Annotated in this window: 16 protein-coding genes; 8 read left to right on the top strand and 8 right to left on the bottom strand. The window is 61.0% G+C overall.

Annotation, left to right across the window (positions count from 1 at the left end; genetic code table 11):
- Nucleotides 1-53: 53 nt before the first annotated feature.
- From benB to N8H74_RS03765, 8 genes are all read right to left on the bottom strand, one after another.
- Complete coding sequence (gene benB, locus N8H74_RS03800; protein ID WP_217833325.1) at nt 54-542, bottom strand: benzoate 1,2-dioxygenase small subunit; 489 nt, start codon at nt 540-542, stop codon at nt 54-56.
- Complete coding sequence (benA, locus tag N8H74_RS03795; protein ID WP_262146279.1) at nt 539-1897, bottom strand: benzoate 1,2-dioxygenase large subunit; 1359 nt, start codon at nt 1895-1897, stop codon at nt 539-541. The genes benB and benA overlap by 4 nt, the downstream gene beginning before the upstream one ends.
- Nucleotides 1898-2029: 132 nt before the next feature.
- Nucleotides 2030-2986, bottom strand: coding sequence for an AraC family transcriptional regulator (locus N8H74_RS03790; RefSeq protein WP_262146278.1), 957 nt, complete (start codon nt 2984-2986; stop codon nt 2030-2032).
- Nucleotides 2987-3168: 182 nt separating this feature from the next.
- Nucleotides 3169-3546, bottom strand: a complete 378-nt coding sequence (locus tag N8H74_RS03785) for a fe2+ zn2+ uptake regulation protein (RefSeq protein ID WP_217833332.1) — start codon at nt 3544-3546, stop codon at nt 3169-3171.
- Between the two features lie 117 nt (nt 3547-3663).
- Nucleotides 3664-5868 carry a TonB-dependent siderophore receptor gene (locus N8H74_RS03780; protein WP_262146277.1) on the bottom strand — a complete coding sequence of 735 codons (2205 nt, stop codon included), beginning with the start codon at nt 5866-5868 and terminating at the stop codon, nt 3664-3666.
- Nucleotides 5869-6038: 170 nt separating this feature from the next.
- Nucleotides 6039-6440, bottom strand: coding sequence for a ParB N-terminal domain-containing protein (locus N8H74_RS03775; RefSeq protein ID WP_217833336.1), 402 nt, complete (start codon nt 6438-6440; stop codon nt 6039-6041).
- Between the two features lie 15 nt (nt 6441-6455).
- Nucleotides 6456-7343, bottom strand: coding sequence for a CoA ester lyase (locus N8H74_RS03770; protein WP_262146275.1), 888 nt, complete (start codon nt 7341-7343; stop codon nt 6456-6458).
- A gap of 87 nt (nt 7344-7430) precedes the next feature.
- A complete protein-coding gene (locus N8H74_RS03765; protein WP_217833340.1) occupies nt 7431-7655 on the bottom strand; it encodes a hypothetical protein in 225 nt (74 codons plus the stop codon).
- Nucleotides 7656-7950: 295 nt separating this feature from the next.
- On the opposite strand from N8H74_RS03765, the gene N8H74_RS03760 reads away from it, so the two are divergent.
- The 8 genes from N8H74_RS03760 (at nt 7951) to N8H74_RS03725 (ending at nt 17518) form a co-directional block, all read left to right on the top strand.
- Complete coding sequence (locus tag N8H74_RS03760; RefSeq protein ID WP_262146273.1) at nt 7951-9345, top strand: Y4yA family PLP-dependent enzyme; 1395 nt, start codon at nt 7951-7953, stop codon at nt 9343-9345.
- A 15-nt stretch (nt 9346-9360) separates the two neighbouring features.
- Nucleotides 9361-10404, top strand: coding sequence for a cysteine synthase family protein (locus N8H74_RS03755; protein ID WP_262146271.1), 1044 nt, complete (start codon nt 9361-9363; stop codon nt 10402-10404).
- Nucleotides 10405-10432: 28 nt separating this feature from the next.
- A complete protein-coding gene (locus N8H74_RS03750; RefSeq protein ID WP_262146269.1) occupies nt 10433-11581 on the top strand; it encodes an NAD/NADP octopine/nopaline dehydrogenase family protein in 1149 nt (382 codons plus the stop codon).
- Nucleotides 11582-11628: 47 nt separating this feature from the next.
- Nucleotides 11629-13482: an IucA/IucC family protein gene (locus tag N8H74_RS03745; RefSeq protein ID WP_262146268.1), complete on the top strand. Its 1854-nt coding sequence runs from the start codon at nt 11629-11631 to the stop codon at nt 13480-13482.
- A 13-nt stretch (nt 13483-13495) separates the two neighbouring features.
- Nucleotides 13496-14740, top strand: coding sequence for an MFS transporter (locus tag N8H74_RS03740; protein WP_262146266.1), 1245 nt, complete (start codon nt 13496-13498; stop codon nt 14738-14740).
- A 15-nt stretch (nt 14741-14755) separates the two neighbouring features.
- Nucleotides 14756-15940: an aminotransferase class V-fold PLP-dependent enzyme gene (locus N8H74_RS03735; RefSeq protein ID WP_262146265.1), complete on the top strand. Its 1185-nt coding sequence runs from the start codon at nt 14756-14758 to the stop codon at nt 15938-15940.
- 84 nt (nt 15941-16024) lie between these two features.
- Entirely contained in the window at nt 16025-16540 is a 516-nt protein-coding gene (locus N8H74_RS03730; RefSeq protein ID WP_217833355.1) for a sigma-70 family RNA polymerase sigma factor, read from the top strand.
- Nucleotides 16541-17518, top strand: a complete 978-nt coding sequence (locus N8H74_RS03725; RefSeq protein ID WP_217833356.1) for a FecR domain-containing protein — start codon at nt 16541-16543, stop codon at nt 17516-17518. It abuts the gene before it with no gap.
- Nucleotides 17519-17591 lie beyond the last annotated feature (73 nt).

Below are 17591 nucleotides of genomic sequence, written 5' to 3'. Positions count from 1 at the left end.
TGCACCTCGCGCACAGCGTCGAACGCGCAGACAGCCGCTCGCCGCCGTCTCGATCAGATGTGGTAGATGTCGATGACCTGACGGACGTAATCGTTTTTCAGCACGACTTTCTTGGCCTTGATCAGCGGTTGCTCGCCGCGCAGATCGAGGGTGTAGAAACTGCTGCCGAAGTAGCTGTCGGTGACCTGATAGCGGAAGCTCAGGGTGTGCCAGTTGAACCGTACCCGGCACTGCCCGTCGCTCTGCTCGACGATCTCGATGTTGCTCAGGTTGTGCGAGGTGCGAGTGTCCGGAAGGGTCGCGCTGGAGCGCTCGGTCTTGATCCGGAACACGCGGTCTTCGAGGCCGCCACGGTTGCCGTACCAGATCAGCGAAATCTCGCTTTGCGGGTCCTCGGTCAGGCGGTCGTTGTCGTCCCAGGCGGGCATCCAGAAACTGGCGTCGGCGGCGTAGAGTTCCAGCCATTGATCCCACTGGCCGTCATCCAGATAACGCGCCTCGCGATAAAGAAAGTCGCGCACGGTGTCGTAGAGAGTGCTCATTGCACGGCCTCCACGGGAATCAGCTGTTGCCCGGTGGCGGCGGCCTTGAGCAGGGTTTCCTGCCAGTATTTGTGTTGCAGCACGAACAGGCCTTCGTCCTCGGTGCGCTGGCCGGAGAGCAGTGGCTTGAGGTCGATTTCCTCGGCGGCGGCGTCGGCGCCTTCGATCCAGTGAGTGGCGCCTCGGGACATGTCGTTCCAGCCGCGTCCAGCGCCATAACCGGTCTGGCAGGAACGGAACTCTTCGAGGTCGTCCGGCGTCGCCATGCCGCTGACGTTGAAGAAGTCTTCGTACTGGCGAATGCGTTTGGCCCGGGCCTCGGCGCTCTCGCCTTTCGGTGCGATGCAGTAGATGGTGATCTCGGTCTTGTCGACGGAAATCGGCCGGGCGATGCGGATCTGCGAACTGAACTGATCCATCAGGTACACGTTGGGGTACAGGCACAGGTTGCGCGAGTTTTCGATCATCCAGTCGGCGCGGGCCTGGCCGAAGTCCCGGGCCAGTTCGTCACGACGCTCGTAGGCCGGGCGATCCTCAGGGTTGGCCCAACGGGTCCAGAGCAGCAGATGACCGTGGTCGAAGGAGTAGAAACCACCACCCTTCTTCGCCCAGCTGCCGGCGCTCATGGTTTTGATTTCTTCGCCGGCTTCGCGCTGTTGGCGCTGGTTCTGGGTGGCGGCGTAGTTCCAGTGGACGGAGCTGACGTGGTAGCCATCGGCACCGTTTTCGGCGGTGAGTTTCCAGTTGCCTTCATAGATGTAGGAGCTGGAACCACGCAGCACTTCCAGGCCTTGCGGCGACTGGTCGACGATCATGTCGATAATCTTCGCCGACTCGCCCAGATGCTCGGCCAGGGATTTCACTTCAGCGTTGAGGCTGCCGAACAGGAAGCCGCGATAGGACTCGAAACGCGCCACCTTGGTCAGGTCATGCGAGCCTTCGCAGTTGAAGCCTTGCGGATAACCGGCCTCGGCCGGGTCCTTGACCTTGAGCAGTTTGCCGCTGTTGTTGAACGTCCAGCCGTGGAACGGGCAGGTGTAGCTGGCGCGATTGCCGGACTTGTGTCGGCAAAGCATGGCGCCGCGGTGGCTGCAGGCGTTGAGGAAGGCATTGAGCACACCGTCCTTGTTGCGCGCGATGAAGATCGGCTGGCGCCCCATGGTGGTGGTCAGAAAGTCGTTGTTGTTGGGGATCTGGCTTTCGTGGGCAAGGTAGATCCAGTTGCCTTCGAAGATGTGCGCCATCTCCAGTTCGAACAGACGCGGATCGGTGAACATCTCCCGCTTGCAGCGGTAGGCGCCCTTCTCTTTGTCTTCTTCAAGCATGGCATTGAGGTAGTCGATTCCCAGGAACATGGCCGGGGCCTCCATTGTTATTGTTCAGGCCAGGTCAGATTAGGGAGGCGATACGGCGGGCAATAGCCGAATCCTGCAGATCGCTATCCGTTTTGTGCAGGACGGCGCGGCAGGCGATTTATCGGCGGGAACTCAGTGGCGACGCTTGAAGGTCTGCGACGGCAGCTCACCAAACTGCTGGCGGTAGCTTTCGGAGAAACGGCCCAAATGCAGGAAACCGTAATCCAGGGCCAGTTCGGTGAGGTTGCGCACCGGACAACACGGGTCGTTCAGACAGGCGTGGATACGCTCCAGTTTGCGCTGGCGGATGTATTGCATCGGGGTGGTGCCGAGCTGGCGTTCGAACAATGCGTACAGCGAACGCAAGCTCATGTTGGCTTGCACCGCCAGGTGTTCGGCGGGCAGATCGAGCGTCAGGTTGCGTTCGATGTAATCGAGGATGCGCTCGAAACTGACGTTCGGCGCACTCAGGCACTCGCGGCTGACATTGGTGTTCATCAGCGAAATCAGTTTGCTGCCGACGATCTGCGCATAGTGTTCCTGCACGCGCAGCAACGGGTCGCTGGCCTCGGACTCCTGGCAGATCATCGCCAGCAGGCTGGTGAAGCCTTCCAGTTCATCCAGTCGGTAATGATTGCGCAGGAACCGGATGCCACTTGCGGGATGCTGCCAGCGCTGCTCGTCGCACACCGACTCCAGCACGCCGACAGGCACCTTGAGGATGAATTTCTCGCAATCTTGCGAGTAGGTCAGGTCTACCGGATCGTCCGGGTTGATCAACAGCAGCTCGCCGGGCACCAGATGATGCTCACGCTTATGCCCGCGCCACAGGCAATTGCCTTGCAGCAGGACTTGCAGGTGATAAACGGTTTCCAGCGCCAGCGAGGTGACCCGAACGCTGCCGCCATAGCTGATGCGGCACAGATCCAGATCGGCGAGCTTGCGGTGATTGAGGCTGGCTTGCGGATGGGTGGCCCTGGACAGACCGATGAAATGCTGGCCGACGTGCTGGTTCACGTAGTCGGAGACGGCGTAAGGATCAGCGTGGCGAAACACGCTGCTGCGGTCGCTCAGCAGGTGGGTGTCCATGGGGCGGCACTCGATCTTGTCGTTGTTATGTGATCACGGGGCAATCTCCGGTCACACTACGCTTGAGCGCCGGGACGGGCAATTTGGCCGACCGATAATCGAACGGTTTATCGAAAGGCCGGCGAAAAAAAACCACCTGCGCTTAAACAGATGGTTTTGGAGGGAGCCCACAGCATCCGATTTCAGCGGTTCCCGTGCTGCTCCAGCACGGCCAATGCTTCGTCGGTAAAGCGATAAGTCTTGTCCGACTGAAAAACGATGACGCCCTCCTCGCACAGCCGCTTGAGCACTTCGCGCACACTGATGAACTGCAATTCGCTGATAAACGGTTGCAGGTAGCCATGCACGCCGCGACCGCCAATGGTGCGGTCCTCCCGCGCGGCCACCAGCAAGGCGTCGATCACCTTGATCCGGATCAGGCTGGTGCGCAGCCCGTAATAATGCAGCAGCTCGCGGATATGCTCGTTGGCGCTGCGCTCGAAATCGAAGGCCCGCTGATCGTTGGCCGTCGGGATCGGCAACGGCCTCTCAGCGGTGGTCGGTGCAAGGCGGGTCAACATTCAAATACTCCTTTTCCATGAACGTTTGCGCTGCTCAACAGCGGCGATTGAATCGCTTCTATATATAAGAAGGCGCAGACGATCGGCTGAACGCTCCGTCACGCTGCGCCCCGTCCATCAGAAATCCACCGTGGCCGACAGTTGCAGCGTGCGTGGATAGCCCGGAGAGAACGCGCCGTAGGAAGCGACGCCCGACCAGTACTCGCGATCGAACACGTTCTGCACCGTGGCGCGGAACGTCGTCGGCCGGCCTTCAATCTTGGTCGCGTAGCGGGCGCCCGCGTCGATCCGCGTCCAGGAGTCCAGTTCCTGAGTGTTGGCCTGATTGACGTACTGGCTGTCGGTGTAGATCGCGCCGCCAGTAAGGGTGAAGCCCTCGATCCACGGCGTATCCCACTCGGCCCAGAGGTTGGCCTGGACATCCGGCACACCCACCGGTTTATTGCCCCGGTTGGCGGCTGTCGCCGAATCGGTCAGTTCACCGTCGAGCAGGGTCACGCCGCCCATCAGACGGGTGCCCGGCGCTACTTCACCGAACATGCTCAGCTCCACGCCACGGTTGCGTTGTTCGGCCTGCACCGAGAACACGTTGCCGGCGCCGATTTCGCCGCTGGGCTTCTCGATCTGGAACAGCGCCAGGGTGGTCATGAACGTCCCGTGCTCATACTTCACGCCGATTTCGTGTTGTTTGGACTCGTAGGGCGCGAAGGTTTCGCCGGAGTTGGCCGCCGTGCCGGGCGCGATGTCGCCCTTGCTCAAGCCTTCAACGTAATTGTAGTAAAGCGAAACGTCGTCCCACGGTTTGACCACCACGCCCACCAGCGGTGTGGTGGCGCTGTCGTCGTAACGGGAGCTGACCGAACCGTTCGCGCTGTAGTTGCGCGACTCGATGTCCTGGCGACGCACGCCGAGGGTCAACTGGATGCGGTCGTCCAGCACCGACAAGGTGTCGGTCAACGCCACGCCGGACAGTTCCGACTCGGAAACGCGCAGCACCTTCGGCGAGTTGATGTACTGACGCGGCACGTCCACCGGGTGGTAGATGTTCGAGCGGATTTCCGTACCGTTGTTGATGCCTCGGGACAACTCGTCCTGATAACGGGTCGCCATCACCGTGGTGGTGTGCGTGACCGGGCCGGTCGCGAAAATCGCGCGCATGCCGACGTCGGCCGTCGAACGGTCGACGTTGAATTTGTAGTAGCCGGGAATGTTGCTGGTGTCGCCGGCATCGTTGAGGATTCGCGGCACCTGGTCCGACAGGCGCTTGACGTCCGAGCGGCCGCCACCGGCATGGGCGAACACCGTCACCGCATCGCTCAGGTCATACTCGCCGCCGAGCAGCGCCGATTGCTCCTTGGTGTCCGACCAGCCCCAGTCCTGCGGCAGGTTGGTGCGACCATTGGCGGCGGACGGCACCTGTACACCCGGCGCGATGGTGAACGGCCGTGATGCCGCCTCAAAGCTCTCTTTCTGGCTGAGGAAATCCAGGTTCAAGCGCAAACGGTCGCCCTGGTAATCAAGCGCGATGGCGCCGATGTTCAAGTCTCGGTTCTGATGATCCACCGCCGTGTCGCCGCCCTGCAGGCTGCCGTTGAAGCGCACGCCGAACTGATTTTCCTCGCCGAAGCGCCGGCTGACGTCCAGATGGCCGCCCACCTGGGAGTCCGAGGCGTAACTGGTGGTGAAGCGGGTCAGGTCTTCGGCCAGTGGCCGCTTGGGCACGATGTTGATCACCCCGCCCACGCCGCTGTTGGGTGAAATCCCGTACATCAGCGCGCCCGGTCCTTTCAACACTTCGACCCGCTCGGCGTATTCGGTGAACACCCGGTAGTTCGGGGCCACGCCGTACACGCCGTCGTAGGCCAGCTCACCCAGGTTGCCTTCACCGATGGCGAAACCCCGGATGAAAAACGAATCGACGATGCCGCCCGTCTGCCCGGTGGAGCGCACCGAAGGATCACGCTCCAGCGCATCGGCGACCGTCACGGTTTGCAGATCGGCGAGGGTCTTAGCGGTGTAACTGGTCACGCTGAACGGCGTGTCCATCACGTCCTTGTTGCCCATCATCCCCAGACGCGCACCGCGTGCCACCTGACCGCCGGCCAGCGCCTCGGGCAATGCGGTCGCGCCGTTGTAGCGGCCGGTGACGTTGGTGGTGTCGAGGGTCAGGCCCTCGGTGGCGACAGCGTCCTGTTGATCCTTCAGCTCGGGCTCGGCGGCCCAGACGGTGGCGCTTCCTGCAGCCAGGATTGAACTCAGCATCGCGGTGCGAATAGCCAGGGTTAACGCGTTTTCACCGCAGGATCGACTTGCAACGGACATGACGACGGAGCCTTTTTCGAAGTTGGGAAAATGGTAATGACTCCTATTTGCCAGTCGACTTGCGAAAAAGTATCAGCGCCGGGGAAAGTTTTTTTCAGCGAGGAGCAAACGGCCGGAGGGTGAGCCTGTCGCCCTTCCCTCCGGCCTCGGGCTGCGCGGGTCAGGCGCGGTCAGTCATACAGGCATTGCAGCGGGATCGAAATCACCGGCAGCGCGGGATCGAACGCATGTCGCGTGGTCTTGTACGGGAACAGCTCGCCGCGCTCGATCGTGGTGAAAATCCGCGCCACCTCGAACGCTTGTCCGGTCTGCCAGTGACGTACCCGCACCCGAGGGTCCGCGTAGTCGAGCTGGATACACGGCACCCGTTTCAGACCCAGCGCCCGCGCCGCGTTGAAGCGATGATTGCCATCCATCACGATGCCCCGCGAGCGCTCGACGATGATCGGTTCCAGCCAGTGCCCGGCCTCGATGATCGCTTCGCGCAGGCGCTGCACGTTGAGCGGGTCGACCTGCTCGGATTGCACCACGTCGCACAGCGGGCGCAGGGCAATCTGATAGCCATGTTCCATGATCCGTCTCCCGTTTCAGCAGGCATCGGCCTTGGCCGGCGCGGCGTACTGGCTGGCCATGTCGCGCAGACGCTGGGCCTGTTCGATGAGTGGCAGATCGACCATCTCGCCGTCCACCTGCACCGCATGGCTGCCCCCGGCCACGGCATCGAGCACCCGCTCGGCCCACGCCAACTGGCGCGCGTTGGGCAGGAAAGCGTGCTGCACCGTGCGCAGTTGCGAGGGGTGGATACACAACTTGGCGCCAAACCCCAGCGACCGGGCGTAGCGTGAATCCTGCTCGACCACCGCCATGTCGCTGATTGCCGGGGTCACGCCATCGATCGGCGCTGGCAAACCGGCCACCCGCGAGGCGAGGACGATGCGATTGCGTGCCAGCAGAAACGCTTCCGGGATCTGGCTGCAGTTGATGTCCAGGGAGAAATCCAGCGAGCCGAATGCCAGCCGCGCCAGACCGGGAATCGCGGCGATTTCCTCGACCTGCTGCAAGCCTCTGGCGGTCTCGATGATCGCGACGATCTGCAACCCGGAATGCCATTCCAGCAGGCGTTCGACCACGCCGGCCAGGCTTTGCGGGCACTCGGCCTTGGGCAGAAAAATCCCCGCGCAACGCTTGGGGTAGCGCATGTCGCCGAGCCAGGTCATGTCCTGGCGGAACAACGAACTGCTGACGCTGTTGAGCCGGATGTAGCGCTGGCAAGCGGTGACCGGCGTGCTCTCTTGCCAGGCCCAGATCGAGGCGCGGGCGACGGCTTTGCTGTTGGGATGAACGGCGTCTTCGAGATCCAGAATGATCGCATCCGGCGCGGCCTCGACCGCCTTGGAAAAGCGCTCCGGCCGGTTGCCGGGAACGAACAGGTAGCTGATGGGAAGCGTCGCTGCGGTGCTGTGACGAACAGTCATTGGGACTCTCCTGGGTGTGCTGCGGTCGTGGTTTTCAGAAAAAATTCAGGCACCTGCGACAGAGAAAATCCGAGGCTTGCGTCGCCTTCATGAATCAACCGTTAACGCCTTATTCTTCAAGCAATTAACGGTCTTTTTATTCAACGGACGAACGCTTCCACGAGCGTGCGAATAAGCGACTTCGCACTCCCCTGTCGAGTGTGTTAATTCAAAAATATTTGAAAACCTTACTTGATAATCGTTCGCGTTGGCAATATTGTTCTCGCCGTCGAGAGGGGCAATGCTCAATTCAAGACTGGAGAATTCATTCATGAAAAGTTCATCTCAGTGATGTCATTTAAATGTCATTCATTGGCACTCGAAAAGTATGTCGACCATAAACACTGGCCATCTTTTTGCCTGCTTAAACCTTAAGGAGTGGGGTTTACATGAAACTGACTTGTGAAATTTTTGTTAAATCAAAAACCACTGATCGATTGTGCGACCGGGTGTTTCATCCGCCTCCGCTTATTTGATTTTCAGTATTGGCGCCAAGCCAAAAGACATTGACCGATAACGATTAGTTATCAAATCACGCATGACGATCTTCCATCGTCAGGGGTTTTCTATGCCTGATTTAAATGCATATGAAGTTTCAGAAACAACAAAGTCCAAATACCCAAAAGTGCTGAAACCGTTACTCGACCCTGTTATTGAAAATCTTCTTGAGCGTTCTCCCGGCACACTGATCGAACTGGTCTCTCAATACGGTTCACCGCTGAATCTGGTATGGCCGCACGCCTTTGAAGCCAATGCCGATGCGCTGCAAGCGGTCTTGAAACGGCACAACGTCGACTACTCGATTTTCTACGGGGCCAAGGCCAACAAATCGCAAGGCCTGCTGGGTTCGGCCTCGGTTTCGGGGATTGGCGTTGACGTGTCGAGCATTCACGAACTGGAAGCGGCCTTGCGCGCCGGGGCCTCGGCGCAGCATTTGTGCGCGACCGGCCCGGCGAAAACCGCAGCGTTTCATCGCGCCTTGGTACAGGGCGGCTCGCTGATCTGTGTGGACTCGCTGGAGGAGTTCGCGCATCTCAAAGGCGTGCTCGACACCTTCCCCTCACCCGCCAAAGCCCGGATTTTACTGCGTTACCGGCCCCACAGTTGCCCGGCGAGCCGGTTCGGCATGGGTCAGGATGACCTGCTTGAATGCCTGCGTTCGCTGACCGAACAACGGGAGGTTTTCCACTTTGAAGGCTTCCACTTCCACCTCGGCGGATACGGTTACGAAACCCGCGTCCAGGCGTTCCGTGAGGTGACCGGCTTCGTCGATGCGGCCAGGGAAATCGGACTCGACCCGCTCATGATCGACATCGGTGGCGGCCTGCCGATGCGCTATGTGCAACCCGAGGCTTACAACAGTTTTCTGCAAAATGAAAACAATCCAGCTCATTATCAACATCGTCGAGTGCCCAACTCTTTTTATCCCTACGGCAGTGCGCTGACGGCTTGCCAGTGGCTGGAACTGTTCCTCGAATCTGAACATTCGCCGCAACTTTCCATTGCTGGCTACTTGAGGTCACGCAATATTAAGTTGGGACTCGAACCGGGACGAAGCCTTGTAGACCAAGCCGCCATTTCAGTATTCCGCGTCACCCGCACCAAGCAACTGGCGGACAACAAAGTTGTAATTTTCGTGGAAGGCAGCAGTTTCAGCGCCTGCGAAACCTGGTTCGCTTCGGAATACCTTGTCGATCCGATCCTGATATCCGGACAACAATTACCCGACAAACCGATGCAAGCCTATATTGCCGGACATAGTTGTCTCGACGATGACGTCATCACCCATCGCCTGATCAACTTCGATACTTCACCACAAGCGGGCGACTTATTGGTTTACGCCAACACGGCCGGCTATCAGATGGACTTGCTGGAAAACGAATTTCATCGCCACCCATTACCCAAACGATTGATGGCGACTTGTTGTACGGAAGGTAATTACACGTTTTCACCTGACTACTGAAGGGGATACTTCCAAATGATATTGAATAAAGTTTCGGATCTTATTGGTAATACGCCAATGTTGGGCATCGATGTTCCGGGAACCAACGCCAGACTCTTGCTCAAGATAGAAAAGAACAATCCCGGTGGCAGTATCAAAGACCGCATGGCACGCAACATGGTGCTGGCGGCGCTCAAGTCCGGCAGGTTGAAACCCGGTGGTGTGGTGATCGAGTCGTCGTCCGGCAACACCGGCATTGGCCTGGCGATGGCAGCTGTCGAGTTCGACCTGCATTTCATCGCCGTGGTCGATCACCATGCCGCCCAGGACAAGATTGCGGTGATGAAGGCGTTGGGGGCCGAAATCCGTTTTGTCGCCGGCACCTACCGGGAAGACGAAGTGGCCGTGGTCGAGCGCCAGCGTCTGGCTGCCGAACTGGCTTCGCAGATCCCCGGCTCGGTGTTCATGAACCAGTCGGACAACGCCGCCAACGCCGGCGGCTACAGCGACTTCGTGCGCGAAACCATCGCCCAGGCCGGCGGCCAGATCGGCGCCTATGTCGGTTGCGTCGGCACCGGTGGCTCGATGACCGGAATCGCCCGTGGCCTGAAATTGCACAACCCGGACATCGTCACCGTCGCCGTGGAGCCGGCCGGTTCGATCGTCTTCGGCCATCCCGGCTATCCGTATTACCAGTCGGGCACCGGCACCCCGGCCGGCGACACCGTGGGCCTGGTGCTCGACTACAGCTGCATCGACATGGGCATTCAAGTCACCGACGCCCAGGCGTTCGAAACCGCGCGTTATATCGCCCGCAATCTGGCGCTGCTGGTCGGCGGTTCGACCGGCGGTGCGATCTACAAGGCGCTGGAACTGATCCACAAAGGCACTTTGACCGGCAACGTCGTGGTGCCCATCGCCGACGGCGGCGAGAAGTACCTGCATACCGTGTTCGACGACAAGTGGCTGGAGGAACGCGACCTTCTGGAGCCGGGCGTCGCCGCGCAACTGGACAACTGGCTGGGCAAGACCCGCTGGCTGGAGTCCGACGCCACGCCTCTGCAACTGAGTGTCGCCTGACGCGCCTCCCACACAGGAAAGCCTCTGTATGAAACCGCTGAAAGTCGCCATCTGCGGCGCAGGCAGGACCGGTCATCTCAATGCCATCCTGTTCAAACAGTTACCCGACGTTCACGTCTCGATGCTCACCAACAACCGTGAGGTTCTCGAGAAACACGCCGCCAACATCGCCCTCCAGGCGTTGCTGCCGGACGGCTCGACGCTGAGCGCGCGGCCGGACCGGGTCAGCACCGACGCCAGCGTTGTGGTGGCGGACGCCGACATCGTGATCATCACCGTGCCGGCCCACGCCCGACCGCAAACCCTGCAGACCATCGCCCCGCACTTAAGTTCGAGCAAACCGGTTTACATCGGCGCGATCCCTGGATTTTGCGGTTTCGACTGGCTGGCCGAGGCAACGCTGGCCGACCGCCCGAACCTGGTGATCTGGGGCATGAAGGATGTGCCGCACACCGCGTTCGACCTGAAGCCGGGCGTGTCGGTAAAGATGGGTGGCGGCAAAAGTCAGCTGTATGTCGCCACTCACGCCCGGGAAACCCTGGCATCGCGTCAACATCTGGAAGAAATCCTCACCACGCTGTACGGCCCGTGCGTGACAATGCTCGACAACTACCTGGAAATCACCCTGACACCCGGCAACCCGATCATGCACAGCTCGGTGATTTATGGGCTGATCGGCCCCTACGGCCAATGGCATCGCAAGATCTTCCCGCAACGCATGTGCTGGTGGACCGAATGCCCTGAACTGGGCGCCTATTTCCTCGAGCGCATGGATCAGGAAAGCCAGGAACTGTGCGCGGTGATCAGCCAGCGCATGGGCATCGATCTGTCCTCGGTCAAGTCCCTCAAACAGGAAATCGTCGAGGCCTACGGCGAGCAGATCCGCGACCAGAGCAGCATGTTGTCGATCCTGCGTACCAACCAGGCTTACAACGACATCCTCGCGCCGATGGTGCCCGCCGCCGACAACCGCGCCGGCTACGTGATCGAACGCGAGAGCCGGGCCTTCAACGAAGACGTCGCCTACGGCCTGGTGCTGCTGGTGGAAATGGCCCGGCGCTTTGAATTGAAGGTCCCCTACATCGAGGAAGTCCTGCAATGGAGCGTCGCCTACATGCAGGGTCTGCGCGACTCGGCGCTCGACTACTTCCCCCGCCACTGGCCGCGCACGGCATGAGCGGCGGGTTCAACGCTTCCACTATTTTCGAAGAGCAGACAGCTGATATGGATGACTTCAAGACACTGATCGCCTACTCCCGCAAGAACGCCATGCGCCGCCTCGTGCGTTGCCTGTTTGCGGAAAACATTCTGGATCGCTCGGCGCTGGTTTTCTCCGCCAGCGGAACCCAGGCCACCTACCCGCTGAAAAACGCGCGCTCCCATGTGTTTTTCTCCAACATCGCCATGAACCCGGCGGACACCCTGGTGAATGACGGCGACGTGGTGCTGGTGACTGACGAAGGCGTCCGCCAGGTGATTCACAGTCATCAGGACTTGCTGGATGTGCTGCGCGACAGCTTCGACTTCGAGCCGACCGATGACGGCGTGGCCGGCCTCAAGTCGGACATGGAAAACAGTCTGATGAACGACGCGCATGCCCGTCAGTATCGTCAGCAATGGAACGCGCGACTGGCCGCCGCCGCGAAAGATCAGGGCCTCGACAGCCTGACCGACTACCTGCGCCGCACCGCCAGCACCAAGGACGCCGCCATCCTCCTCGATCAGTGGGGCTCGCTGGAGGGCCATCCTTACTACCCAACATGGAAGTCCCGTCCGGGCCTGAGCGATGCCGAAGTCGAGCAACTGTCGCCGGAGTTCAACGCCCAGGTGCCGCTGCGCATTGCCGCCCTGCGCGCCGACATGGCGAAAAGCGAAAGCATGCCCCACGTCACCGATTACCGGACCTGGTTCGCCAGCCACTTCCCGACGCAATGGGAACAATGGAAGGCCTCGCTCAACAGCAAGGGCCTGGACGAGTCCCAGTGGCTGCCGCTGCCGATTCACGCCTGGCATTTGCAGGCCTATGTGCTCAAGCATTTCGCGGCGGAAATCGCAGACGGGATCCTGATCACCGACGGGCCGGACATCCAGACCCTGCCGACCATGTCCTACCGCACCATGATGCCGGTGCTGGACGAGGCCGCGCCGCTGATCAAATTGCCGATCGCCGTGTGGATGACCAGCGAGTTGCGCAGCCTGCAGGCCAAGTCGATTCACATGGGGCCGCGTATCAGCACGGTCATCGAAAAAATCCTCAAGACCGAGGACGGTTTCGAACAGCGGCTGGAAATCTTCCCCGAGGAAATCGGCGTGCGCTACCGCAACGCGATCACCCAGGACGATGCGCCGGGCCGGCACCTGTCGGTGGTGTTCCGCGCCAGCCAGCAAGCGTTCGAGCGTGATGACGAATGCCTGCCGATTACCGTGGCTTCGCTGTTCACGCGCCTGCCCGGCAATGGCCGACCGCTGTTCACCGAACTGATCGAACGCGATGGCGCTCGCGCCAGTGCCGCACAGGTTGAAACCTGGTTCCGCCAGTACGCCAAAGTGGTTACCCATCCGGTGGTGGCGATCTATCTGATGTACGGCATCGGACTTGAGGCGCACCAGCAAAACACCATGGTGCTGTTTTCTCCCGACGGCAAAGCACGTAGTCTGCTGATCCGCGACTTCGGCGATGGCCGGACCTACGCGCCGTTGCTGGAAGAGCGCGGTTACAGCCTGCAACCGCATGTGCAGCCGGGTATTCTGCCGACGGTGTTCACCGGGGATATCGAGCCGGTGCGCATGTTCGTGCTGGACGCGGCGTTCCTCACGCACCTGCATGAAATGGCCCTGTGGCTGACCAAAGAATACGCACTGCAGAGCCATCGGATGTGGGACATCCTGCGTGAAGAAACCGAGCTGGCCTTCGCGGCGGTGCGCGGGCGTGTCGATCCGCAGTTGTGGGAAGTCGAGCGCAAGGCGTTCGTTGAGGATCCGTGGCCGACCCGTTCGTTGTTGCGCATGCACTTGATGCAGTACACCAACTATCGGATTCAGCACACCCTGACCAACCCGCTCAACGTCGTTCAATAACCGAGGCAGAGTCATGTCCCACGCCGGTGTCATCGAGGGTTCGCGCGTCAGAATCCTGATTTATCTTCTGTTCGCCATCCAGCTCATCTCGATGGGCGCAATGGAAATGAGCGGGCCGTTCTGGCCCGTCCACCTGCGTAGGCTGACGTCTTCGGACTCGCTTTTCAGCTTCGCCAGCATCGCCGTTTACGTCGGGCCGATGCTGGGCATTATTCTGACCAGTGCATTCTGGGGCCGTATCGGCGACCGCTACGGCCATAAGTTGATGATGATCCGCGCCCTCGCCGGTCTGTCGTTGACCCAGCTTGGGCTGGCCCTTTGCAGTGACATCTGGGTGATCCTGATCCTGCGTTTCCTGCAAGGCGCGTTCGCCGGCTACATCGCCCCGGCCCAGGCGTATGGCGTGAGTATCGAAGCGCCTTCGCGGCGGGCGCGGCTGTTTGCGATCCTGCAGATTTCCACCAACGTCGGCTCACTGCTCGGCGCGGTGGTTGGCGGTCTGATTCTCGATTACGCGACCTTCTTCTGGATCAACATGATCGCCGCCGTGCTGTGCGCGATCTGCACCCTCGTGGCGGCGGTGACCTTGCCGGATGTGCCTCCGGTGAAAAAGGCGCCCGTGGCCGACAAGGCGACGCCGGTCAGCCACACCGGCAGTGTCTGGCAAGGCACGCCCCTGCTCTCTCTGCTGGGGGTGATGGGCATTCTGTTGCTGGCGCGGATGCTGCCGCAGACGTCGTTCTCGCTGTATGTCAGCTCAGTGTTCGATGTCAGCAACTCGGTGGTCGGCTTGTGCTACGGCTTGCTCGCGCTGGGCTTCATTCTGTCGGCCACCGCGTGGTCACGCTACTTCGAACACCGTAACCAGCAGGACACCCTGCAACGCATGACCTATGTGGTTGCCGGCTGCATCGCCCTGACCGCGTTGGCCGGGGTCACCCGCAATCCGATCGTGTTCGTCATCGCCTACTTCATCTGGGGCGTCTTGCTCGGGGCGACCACGCCGGTGCTGATGGCCCTGATCTCCAAGACCGCCGACAGCTCGCGCCAGGGTTACGTGCTGGGTATCGCCCAGAGCACCGCGCAATTTGCCTCCATCGCCGGCATCTCGGCGGGCGGATTGCTCAGCCAGGTCTATGGTTTGCAATACACCTACCTGTTTGTTTGCCTGGCGTACGTCGTCGCATTGATTCCCATCGTCGCGTTGCGTTACCGGCCGATGGTCATGCAACCGAGCCAGATCCCGCCTGGGGACTGATCAAGGAGCCTGCTTTTGAACCTTGCACAACTGCGCGCCGACACACCGGCCGTCGAGCAACTGATTCACTTCAACAATGCCGGCGCGGCGCTGATGCCCGACCCGGTGATCGAGGTGATGACCGGTCACCTTCAACTCGAAGCGCGGATCGGCGGTTATGAAGCCGCCACGCAACAGGCGCAGGCGCTGGAGAATGTCTACAGCTCCATCGGGCGCATGATCAACGCGCGCCCCGAAGAAATCGCAGTGATCGAAAACGCAACCCGCGCCTGGGACATGGCGTTCTACTCGTTGCCGCTACGCGCCGGCGATGTGGTGCTGACGTCGACCACCGAATACGCCGGCAACTTCATTCCCTATCTGCAACTCAAGCAGCAGCGCGGCATCGAGATCAAGGTCATTCCCAACGACGAGCACGGCCAGGTGTCGCTGACGGCACTGCGGGGCATGCTCGACGATGACCGGGTGGCGCTGGTGTCGCTGCCGGTGATCGCCACCAACGGCGGCCCGGTGCAGCCGATCGAGCAGATCGGCGCCCTCGCCCGTGCCGCCGGGGTGCTGTTCTTGCTCGATGCCTGTCAGGGCGTCGGGCAGATGCCGATCGATGTGGCCAGGATCGGCTGTCACATGCTCGCCGCCACCAGTCGCAAATACCTTCGCGGCCCTCGGGGCATGGGGTTTCTCTACGTTGAGAAGTCGTTGTGCGAAAGCCTGCAGCCGGCGTTTCTCGATCTGCATTCGGCGGCATTGCTGACACCCGACACCTTCAGCATTCGCGGCGACGCCCGACGCTTCGAAAACTGGGAGTGCAACGTGGCGGCGAAACTGGGGATGGGCGCGGCGGCCGACTACGCCATGGCGCAAGACATCGAGTCGATGTGGCAGCGAATCCAGCGCCTGGCGGAACATTTGCGCAATCGCCTGGCCGAGGTGCCGGGCGTCACTACCCGGGATGCGGGAAGCATCAAGTCAGGCATCGTCACCTTCACCTGCAGGGACGCCAGCGCCACGCAGGTGCAGCAATGGCTCGCCAGCCAGGAAAAACGCATCAACGTCACCACCTCGACGTACCGCTCAACGATGCTCGACATGCAGCAACGCGACCTCACGGAAGTCAGCCGCGCCTCGCTCCACGCCTACAACACCGAGGCCGAAATAGAGGCCATGGTGCAAGCGCTGGCGGGAATGGCCGACGCCTGAAAACGCACACCGAATCGCGCTTGCGTCGCAGGCTCTTTGTAATCTAGCATTGGGAATACTTCTCAATTGCAAAAAACTGCAGCCATGAGCGAATCCCTTTCCGCGAACAACGACAATCATCTGCGTGTGATCGAAGCGCTGTACAGCGGCCATCATGGCTGGCTGTACGCCACGCTGAAGAAAAAACTGGGTAACGCCATGGATGCGGCGGATCTGGCCCAGGACACCTTCACCCGGATCCTCGCCTCCCAGGTCACCGCCATCGAGCAGCCCCGGGCCTACCTGAGTTGCGTGGCCAAGGGCATTCTCGTCAACTGGTATCAGCGCAAGGCACTGGAACGTGCCTACCTCGATGCCCTCGCGCACCTGCCGGCGCCGGAAGTACCGTCGCCGGAGCTGCGTTTCGTGGTCCTGGAAACCCTGCACGAAATCGACGCGATGCTCGACACGCTGCCGCCGCTGGTCAAGCGCGCGTTCCTGCTGTCGCAGATCGGCGGGCTGAAATACCAGGACATCGCCGAGCAACTGGACGTCTCGCTGATCACCGTCAAACGCTACATGAAGCAGGCGTTCGTACAGTGCCTGATGCTGGTGGAATGAATGCTCACCCGTCGCGCTGAACCGCCGCTCGATCCGAGCATCCTCGAAGAAGCTGCCGACTGGCTGATGCGTCTGAGCGAACACGATCTCACCGATACCGAACGCGCGGAGTGGGAATGCTGGAAAGTCAGCAGCCCCGAGCGCAGTCGCGCGTGGTCCCGGGCACAGTTGCTGCAAAGCAAGTTCGGCGGCTTGCCGCCTGCGCTGGCGATGTCGACGCTGGATCGCCCGAGCAACCCGGAACGCCGCGCGGCCCTCGGCAAACTGGCCTTGCTGCTGGCGGCGGTGCCCACCGGCTGGGGCACCTGGAAACTGGCGCAATCGCAGCAATGGTCTGCCGACTACCACACCGCCGTCGGCCAACGCCGGGAACTGACCCTGGCCGACGGCTCGCGCATTACCCTCAATACCGATAGCGCCATCGACGTACTGTTCGACACCCGGCAGCGCCTGATCAACCTGCGCGCAGGGGAGATTCTGGTGCAGACCGCGCCGGACTCATCGGCGCAGCCCCGGCCGTTTCTGGTCAGCACCCGCGAAGGCCGGATGCAGGCCCTCGGCACGCGGTTCACCGTTCGCGAACTGGAGCCACGCACCCAGCTTGCGGTCCTCGAAGGTGCCGTACAGGTTGAATTGGCTGACGGTCGCCAGACCGCACCGATCATCGTCAACGCCGGCCAGCGCACGGACTTTTCCGCCCAGGCCTTTGGCCAGTTGAACCCGACCGACAGCAATGTCGGCGCCTGGACCCGAGGCATGCTGATGGCCGACAAGATGCGTCTGGCGGACTTCGTCAGCGAACTGGCGCGCTATCGCCGGGGCTTCGTGCGTTGCGATCCGGCGATTGCCGATCTGCGTATTTCCGGAGCCTTTCCCATCAGCGACACCCAACGCTCGTTGAACATGCTGGTGCAGACCTATCCCGTGCTCGTCACCGGGCATTTGAGCGGTTACTGGGTCACGCTTTCGGCGGCCTGAAAAAAAATCACCGCAGCGGTGATACTTTTTTCGATCTCGGCTGGCAATGAAAGGAACAACCATTCCACCTCGT

The sequence above is a fragment of the Pseudomonas sp. B2M1-30 genome (assembly GCF_025447575.1).
GTDB classification, from domain to species: Bacteria; Pseudomonadota; Gammaproteobacteria; order Pseudomonadales; family Pseudomonadaceae; genus Aquipseudomonas; species Aquipseudomonas botevensis.
This window is presented reverse-complemented; position numbering and strand designations above follow the sequence as displayed.

Bases quoted from the DNA above. Each gene is read 5' to 3' on its own strand.
- N8H74_RS03755 (WP_262146271.1), top strand. From the start codon at position 9,361: ATGATATTGAATAAAGTTTCGGATCTTATTGGTAATACGCCAATGTTG.
- benB (WP_217833325.1), bottom strand. From the start codon at position 542: ATGAGCACTCTCTACGACACCGTGCGCGACTTTCTTTATCGCGAGGCG.
- N8H74_RS03780 (WP_262146277.1), bottom strand. From the start codon at position 5,868: ATGTCCGTTGCAAGTCGATCCTGCGGTGAAAACGCGTTAACCCTGGCT.
- N8H74_RS03745 (WP_262146268.1), top strand. From the start codon at position 11,629: ATGGATGACTTCAAGACACTGATCGCCTACTCCCGCAAGAACGCCATG.
- N8H74_RS03775 (WP_217833336.1), bottom strand. From the start codon at position 6,440: ATGGAACATGGCTATCAGATTGCCCTGCGCCCGCTGTGCGACGTGGTG.
- N8H74_RS03730 (WP_217833355.1), top strand. From the start codon at position 16,025: ATGAGCGAATCCCTTTCCGCGAACAACGACAATCATCTGCGTGTGATC.
- N8H74_RS03725 (WP_217833356.1), top strand. From the start codon at position 16,541: ATGCTCACCCGTCGCGCTGAACCGCCGCTCGATCCGAGCATCCTCGAA.
- N8H74_RS03790 (WP_262146278.1), bottom strand. From the start codon at position 2,986: ATGGACACCCACCTGCTGAGCGACCGCAGCAGCGTGTTTCGCCACGCT.
- N8H74_RS03760 (WP_262146273.1), top strand. From the start codon at position 7,951: ATGCCTGATTTAAATGCATATGAAGTTTCAGAAACAACAAAGTCCAAA.
- N8H74_RS03770 (WP_262146275.1), bottom strand. From the start codon at position 7,343: ATGACTGTTCGTCACAGCACCGCAGCGACGCTTCCCATCAGCTACCTG.
- N8H74_RS03765 (WP_217833340.1), bottom strand. From the start codon at position 7,655: ATGAATGAATTCTCCAGTCTTGAATTGAGCATTGCCCCTCTCGACGGC.
- N8H74_RS03740 (WP_262146266.1), top strand. From the start codon at position 13,496: ATGTCCCACGCCGGTGTCATCGAGGGTTCGCGCGTCAGAATCCTGATT.
- N8H74_RS03785 (WP_217833332.1), bottom strand. From the start codon at position 3,546: ATGTTGACCCGCCTTGCACCGACCACCGCTGAGAGGCCGTTGCCGATC.
- N8H74_RS03750 (WP_262146269.1), top strand. From the start codon at position 10,433: ATGAAACCGCTGAAAGTCGCCATCTGCGGCGCAGGCAGGACCGGTCAT.
- benA (WP_262146279.1), bottom strand. From the start codon at position 1,897: ATGTTCCTGGGAATCGACTACCTCAATGCCATGCTTGAAGAAGACAAA.